This is a genomic window from Acinetobacter sp. BMW17, from assembly GCF_001592855.1.
GTDB lineage: Bacteria > Pseudomonadota > Gammaproteobacteria > Pseudomonadales > Moraxellaceae > Acinetobacter > Acinetobacter johnsonii.
Map to the genome: position 1 here is coordinate 46,017 of NZ_LSOD01000019.1, position 6,779 is coordinate 52,795.

The window sequence follows — 6,779 nt, forward strand, 5'->3', positions numbered from 1 at the left end:
TTTAAAATAAATATAACAAACGATATAATTATTTTTTAAAATTTATGCCACTTTTTTATGTCATTGCTTTTCACGATTTGCGCATTGCATTTTGTTGCGCAGCTAAGTCCCGGTCCTGATGTTTTGCTGATTGCCAAAAGTTCAGCTTCGACCACACAAAAAAACACTTTAAAAACTATTTTAGGTATTTCTGTTGGCATCGTCGTTTGGGTGGTTTTAACCTTGTTAGGTTTTACCGTACTCATCGAAAAAATGCCATGGATTCAACAGGTATTGATGGTGATTGGTGGGGTGTTCCTTGCACGTATGGGGTGGCTGATGTTGAAAGCTGGCCTCAATACAATGCAGCAAGAAGTCTTGCTAGATGATGGTCAGAAACTACCTACACTCAAGGCCAACCATTATTTCATGTCAGGTTTGCTGACGAACCTGTCTAACCCGAAAACGCTAATTTATTTCAGTAGTGTGTTTTCACTAGCCTTAAGTTCTAGCGCAAGTCCCTATTTAAAAATGCAACTTGCGGTCATTATTCCCATTCAAACTTTTATGACTTTTGCACTGCTAATGCTGCTTTTGTCATTACCTAAAATTAAGGCGGCATACCAACGTTCAGGGAGTTATATCGACATTTTTTCTGGCGGGTTGTTCCTGATTTTTGCTTTATGGCTTTGGTACGATGCTCTCGCAATCTACATCTAAGTCATTTTTAAGCTCTTGAGATGATTGAGCCTGTTCCAAGCTAGACACTTCGTCTTTTTTACTTTGCGCATAACGGTTGGGCTGCAATGTCGCTTCGGTATTTTCTGAGCCCTTATAGCTACGACTGCGGTTGGCACGTTCGCGTAAACCGCCTTTTTTAATCAACTGAACCATTCTTTCTTCCTCATCGTTGCATCTTATTTTAATAAACAATCGCGAGAAAACTAAAGGGTTTTCAGCCAATACTTTGGAATACGTCAAAAACTATTATGTTACAAAATGAAATTGTCATGATTCGGTGTTATAAAGAGGAATATGCGTTAAATCAATTGATTAATCTTTTAGTGTAAGCCGTTGCTGACATCACTTCAGGTGAATTGCGCTTGAGTCTCAACAAATACTCACATAAGATAAATGAATCTAACATTCTGTGAGGCAGGGTGATGGACAATAAAAACAAGAAAGGACAAAAACAAGGGGGTAAAGCCATGCTCTATCAATACCACTGCGCATGTTGTGAAACAGTTGTCGCGTCAACAGATAAAGACTGTCCAAACTGTGGATCACATAATATTCGAAGTCCTTTTGGATTTTGGATTTTCTGTATTGTTGCATGTCTTGCAGCAGCGATTATCGTTAAATCTGTACAAGTCTATTTGGCCGACCGAAACAGTGAACCCGCTGCGGTAACATCATTGTTTGATGTGTTGAATCATGAAAACAAGCCTAAGTAGTGGAGTTCAATGACTTCACGACTGAACTGATGCAATATTTTTCCGTCAGTTCAAATAAAAAAACCCGCATTAAGCGGGTTTCTTTTAGGATCAAACTTATAGACCAGCTGAAGCTTTAAGTGCTTCCACTTTGTCTGTTTTTTCCCACGTAAATGCTGTATCTGAACCTTCACGACCGAAGTGACCATAAGCAGCAGTTTGCTTATACATCGGTTGAATGAGGTCAAGCATACGAGTGATCCCGTATGGACGTAAGTCGAAGTGTTCACGGACTAACGCAATGATCAACTCTTCAGATACTTTTGCTGTATTGAAGGTATTGATCGAAATAGACGTTGGCTCAGCCACACCAATGGCATAAGACACTTGAATTTCACATTTGTCTGCAAGGCCTGCAGCTACGATGTTTTTCGCAACATAACGACCCGCGTAAGCAGCAGAACGGTCAACCTTAGATGGATCTTTACCAGAGAAAGCACCACCACCGTGACGTGCCATGCCACCGTAGGTGTCTACGATGATTTTACGACCTGTTAAACCACAGTCGCCCACTGGACCACCAATCACAAACATCCCTGTTGGGTTGATGTGGAATTTGGTGTCTGCATGGAACATTTCAGCAGGGATCACTTTTTTCACGATTTCTTCAATCACAGCTTCTTTTAAGTTGCTTTGAGAAATTTCAGGATCGTGCTGAGTAGATAATACGACTGCGTCTAAACGAACAGGCATACCATTTTCATAAGCAAAAGTTACTTGGCTTTTTGCATCTGGACGTAACCATGGTAAAGCGCCACTGCGACGTAGCTCAGCTTGCTTTTCCATTAAACGGTGTGCATATGAAATTGGAGCAGGCATAAGCACGTCAGTTTCACGGCTTGCATAACCAAACATTAAACCTTGATCACCTGCACCTTGATCTTCAGGCTTTTGACGGTCAACACCTTGAGCAATCTCTGGTGACTGTTTACCAATCATATTGATCACGGCACATGTTGAACCATCAAAACCAAGGTCAGAATGGTGGTAACCAATGCCATTTACGGTTTGACGAACAATCGCTTCGAAGTCAACATTTGCAGTTGTTGTGATTTCACCTGCAAGTACTACCGCACCCGTTTTTACAAGCGTTTCACAAGCAACCCGCGCATATGGGTCTTCTTTTAAGATCGCATCCAAGATAGCATCACTGATTTGGTCAGCCATTTTATCTGGATGGCCTTCGCTTACAGATTCCGAGGTAAATACAGCGTACTCGCGCATAAGTCCTATCACAGTTAATTTAAAAGACGCAATATGGTACATCGACTTAGCCGTTTGAGCCAGTTCTACACGACCAAAATGACTGAATTTATTTCAATTCAACGACTTTTTATCTGATATAAGCATCTAAAAAATTGATATAGCGTTTATTTTTAGTTCGAAATGACAAAGTAACGGTTCTGATTCAAAGTTTATGGGTGCGTATCATGAGATTTTGTGCTTTGGTTATATCTAATTGTAAAACAATAGTTTGTTTGGTTTTTTTTGGCTTGGGTGTTAAGTTGGTAAATAAAAAATGCTCAAAATATGCATCATAAAAAAATCTATAATTTGTACTAATTCATGAATAATTTAAAAAAGTGAATAAAATTCACCATGAATGTTTAATTGTATGTAAAAAATACAAATGTATCTTGTGATGTGTTTGATACTCAAGGATAACGGTTTGTTCTGATTAGTGAATAGGGTGGCCGAGCTTTGTTTTTAAAAGTTGATGATTCTATCGTGTAGAATTTGACCCGGAGAAAAGCGAGAGAGGCATTTCTGAGTGAAATTGTTGTGATTTTAGGCAATGCCCGCATTTATTAGACATTGATGATGAATAAATAGCGAAATATTGTCCATTAGGCTTTACCCATTCCTCTTTTTTTAAGACAATACAGCTATCTTTGAATTCTATTCATCTTACTCTTTAAATCATTTGTTTGGACTCTGACCTATGACAACCCCGCTTAACGAACGTCGTATTGCAAACGCAATTCGTGTATTGGCAATGGATGCTGTGCAAAAAGCAAACTCTGGACATCCAGGTGCGCCAATGGGGATGGCTGATATCGCTGATGTGGTATGGCGTGAGTTTTTCAACCATAACCCGACTAACCCTCAATGGGCGAACCGTGACCGTTTTGTACTATCAAATGGTCATGGCTCTATGTTGCAATATGCGTTATTGCACCTTACGGGCTATGATTTATCAATTGAAGATTTAAAAGCATTCCGTCAACTGCACTCTAAAACGCCGGGTCACCCAGAATTAGGTTATGCACCAGGTATTGAAACGACAACTGGCCCGCTTGGTCAGGGGATTGCAAACGCAGTTGGTTTTGCTCTAGCTGAAAAAACTCTAGCAGCGCAGTTCAACAAAGATGAGATGAGCGTTGTTGACCATTTCACTTACTGTTTCTTAGGTGATGGCTGTTTAATGGAAGGTGTTTCTCACGAAGCATGTTCACTTGCAGGTACTTTAGGTCTAGGTAAACTAATTGCTTACTATGACGACAACGGTATTTCGATTGATGGTGAAGTAGAAGGTTGGTTCTCTGACGATACAGAGCAACGCTTCTTGGCTTATGGTTGGCAAGTACTTAAAGCTGATGGTCATGATGCAGATGCATTACGTGCTGCAACTTTGCAAGCAAAAGCTGAAACGAAAAAACCAACAATCATCATCTGTAAAACGATTATTGGTCTAGGTTCACCAAATAAGCAAGGTAAAGAAGACTGCCACGGTGCGCCGCTAGGTAATGACGAAATCGCATTAACACGTGAAGCATTGGGCTGGACTGAAGGTCCATTTGAAATTCCTGCTGACGTTTATGCAGCATGGGATGCAAAAGCAAAAGGGGCGGCTTCTGAAGTGGCCTGGAATGAATTATTTGCTCAATATGCAGCAAAATATCCAACTGAAGCAGCTGAATTAAAACGTCGCCTTTCAGGTGAATTGCCAGCTGAATTCCTTGCTCAAGCAGATGCGTTTATTGCTGACACTAATGCAAAAGCTGAAACCATTGCTACGCGTAAAGCAAGCCAAAACACATTGCAAGCTTTCGGTCCATTATTGCCTGAACTATTAGGCGGTTCTGCGGACTTGGCTGGTTCTAACTTAACACTTTGGAAAGGTTGCCAAGGCGTTCAGGACAATCCTTCAGGTAACTACGTACACTATGGCGTACGTGAGTTTGGTATGACTGCCATTGCAAATGGTGTTGCGCTTCACGGTGGTTTCATTCCTTATGTTGCAACATTCCTTATGTTCATGGAATATGCGCGTAATGCAGTACGTATGTCTGCGTTGATGAAACAACGTGTAATCCATGTATATACACATGACTCAATTGGTTTGGGTGAAGATGGTCCAACGCACCAACCTGTAGAGCAAATTGCGTCTTTACGTGGTACACCAAACTTAAATACTTGGCGTCCATGTGACACGGTTGAAGCAGCTGTGTCTTGGAAGTCTGCACTTGTACGCTCAGAAGGCCCAACTGCGTTGATCTTCTCTCGTCAAAACTTACCATTCCAAACACGTACAGATGCACAAATTGCAAATGTAGCGAAAGGTGGTTATGTATTGGCTGAAGAAAAAGGCGAATTAAAAGCGATTATTATTGCCACGGGTTCTGAAGTATCTTTAGCAATGGAAGCGCATGCACAACTTGACGGTGTGCGTGTCGTGTCTATGCCATGTGCTGAAGAATTTGTGAAGCAAGATGCAGCGTACCGTGAAGCGGTTCTTCCATCAAACATTCGTGCGCGTGTTGCTGTTGAAGCAGCACATGTAGACTACTGGTGGAAGTTTGTAGGTTTAGACGGTCGTGTAATTGGTATGACGACTTATGGTGAATCTGCACCTGCGAAAGACTTATACCAATACTTCGGTATTACCACTGAAGCAGTTGTTGCTGCGGTAAAAGAATTGACAGCTTAATTTTTAAAAATTAACTGTTTGAAGGACGCTCCAGTTTAGGGGCGTCTTTTATTTTGAATGGTGTATATAATATGCAAGCTGCTGCTAAAGTAACTGCATAAATTTTAGGTGATGATATGAGCTTGTACGATCAAATTCATGATGAAGTTGTATTGATGGATGCGGGCGAACAGAAGTGGATTGGACCAGATCTACCTTTGGAGGCGATGGTTGCTGTTGAACTGTTATTGCAAGATTTAGCAGAAGATAAGCAAATTAAGATCCGTCGTAAAAACCATGAAAAGCAGACAGGTATGAAGTTAATTGATCGGATTCTGATTGAAAAACTATGATGGTTGTCACGTCTAAAAGAAGCCTTATTGAAGCGATTCAATAAGGCTTTTTCTTTGTGGTGATTTTAGTTTAAATATAAGCCTTACAAAAATAAATAGTACTTTGAGAGCCAAATGGAAGTACGAAATATTCAAATTGTGCCACTGACAGAAATCGATCAGTCGATCTGGGTTACACTATGGCAAGCTTATCAGGCATTTTATCAGGTTGATTTATTGGAGCAGATATCTGAAAACACGTGGCATAAACTGACTGATTCTAAGCGTGAATATATGTATGGTTTGCCGCACTTATATAGCAGGTCGGCTTGTAGGCATTGTGCATGTGATAGAGCATGATAGTACGCATACTTACAAGATGTGTTGGTGGTGTTTCAAAAAGTATGCTGGCGTTAAACGAATCCGTTATTAAGGTAAAAGAAAGTCAAATCAAAGGCTTTAAAATGATTTTCGAGCTTTTTAGAAAAGTTGCAACTTCTCCTAAATCCACGCCTAATTCGATGACGAATTCTACAATTGTTACCTTCAATACCGACGGTAAAAAACTTACCGATCACTTGCTTGCAACATTGAAATGCTGTGATAAAACTATCCCAGTGATCACTCGCAATTCGAGCATATTGAACCCCAAGCTTTTTAAGTCTAGCTTTAAGACGTTGAACCGTTGCTAAATCCCGCTTACCCCAAACATAAGCAATAATTTCTCCAGATTCTCGATGGTAGGCATAAATAAGCCATTGTTTATTTTGCTTATTCCCTACAAAAGTCCAAAGTTCATCGACTTCAAGACATTCGTAGTGGCTTTGTTTAGGCTGAATCTGATAGATCGATTCACTTAAGGTTCGTAATACCTTGCCAATGCTGATACGCTCGACTTCAGCAATATCTCTTACACCGCTTCCTCTGACCATTAAATGTAATATCTTGCCGGTAATACCTGAGTTACACCCTTGATAGCTTAATGCATGATCACCAATAAACTGACGTTTGCAATCTTTGCACTGATGGTTTTGTTTCCCATCTACTTTGATGCCATTTCTCTTT

General features: G+C 40.4%; 7 protein-coding genes. 4 read left to right on the top strand and 3 right to left on the bottom strand.

Annotated features, from left to right (window positions below; all coding sequences use genetic code 11):
- Window positions 1–57: 57 nt before the first annotated feature.
- Complete coding sequence (locus AXW61_RS04775; protein ID WP_062032841.1) at window positions 58–699, top strand: LysE family transporter; 642 nt, start codon at window positions 58–60, stop codon at window positions 697–699.
- Here the strand turns inward: AXW61_RS04775 and AXW61_RS04780 are convergent.
- Window positions 661–873 carry a hypothetical protein gene (locus AXW61_RS04780; protein ID WP_058951840.1) on the bottom strand — a complete coding sequence of 71 codons (213 nt, stop codon included), beginning with the start codon at window positions 871–873 and terminating at the stop codon, window positions 661–663. The genes AXW61_RS04775 and AXW61_RS04780 overlap by 39 nt on opposite strands.
- Before the next feature lie 314 nt (window positions 874–1,187).
- On the opposite strand from AXW61_RS04780, the gene AXW61_RS04785 reads away from it, so the two are divergent.
- Window positions 1,188–1,433, top strand: a complete 246-nt coding sequence (locus AXW61_RS04785) for a hypothetical protein (RefSeq protein WP_026056381.1) — start codon at window positions 1,188–1,190, stop codon at window positions 1,431–1,433.
- A gap of 96 nt (window positions 1,434–1,529) precedes the next feature.
- On the opposite strand, the gene metK is transcribed toward AXW61_RS04785, so the two are convergent.
- Window positions 1,530–2,696: a methionine adenosyltransferase gene (gene metK, locus AXW61_RS04790; protein ID WP_004984924.1), complete on the bottom strand. Its 1,167-nt coding sequence runs from the start codon at window positions 2,694–2,696 to the stop codon at window positions 1,530–1,532.
- Between the two features lie 718 nt (window positions 2,697–3,414).
- Between metK and tkt the strand changes: the two genes are divergently transcribed.
- Both tkt and AXW61_RS04800 read left to right on the top strand, forming a co-directional pair.
- Window positions 3,415–5,403, top strand: coding sequence for a transketolase (gene tkt, locus AXW61_RS04795; protein WP_062032844.1), 1,989 nt, complete (start codon window positions 3,415–3,417; stop codon window positions 5,401–5,403).
- Between the two features lie 116 nt (window positions 5,404–5,519).
- Window positions 5,520–5,735 carry a hypothetical protein gene (locus AXW61_RS04800; RefSeq protein ID WP_004696769.1) on the top strand — a complete coding sequence of 72 codons (216 nt, stop codon included), beginning with the start codon at window positions 5,520–5,522 and terminating at the stop codon, window positions 5,733–5,735.
- 392 nt (window positions 5,736–6,127) lie between these two features.
- On the opposite strand, the gene AXW61_RS04810 is transcribed toward AXW61_RS04800, so the two are convergent.
- Window positions 6,128–6,779: IS1 family transposase (locus AXW61_RS04810; protein WP_062032848.1), on the bottom strand; the 652-nt coding region annotated here is incomplete at its 5' end.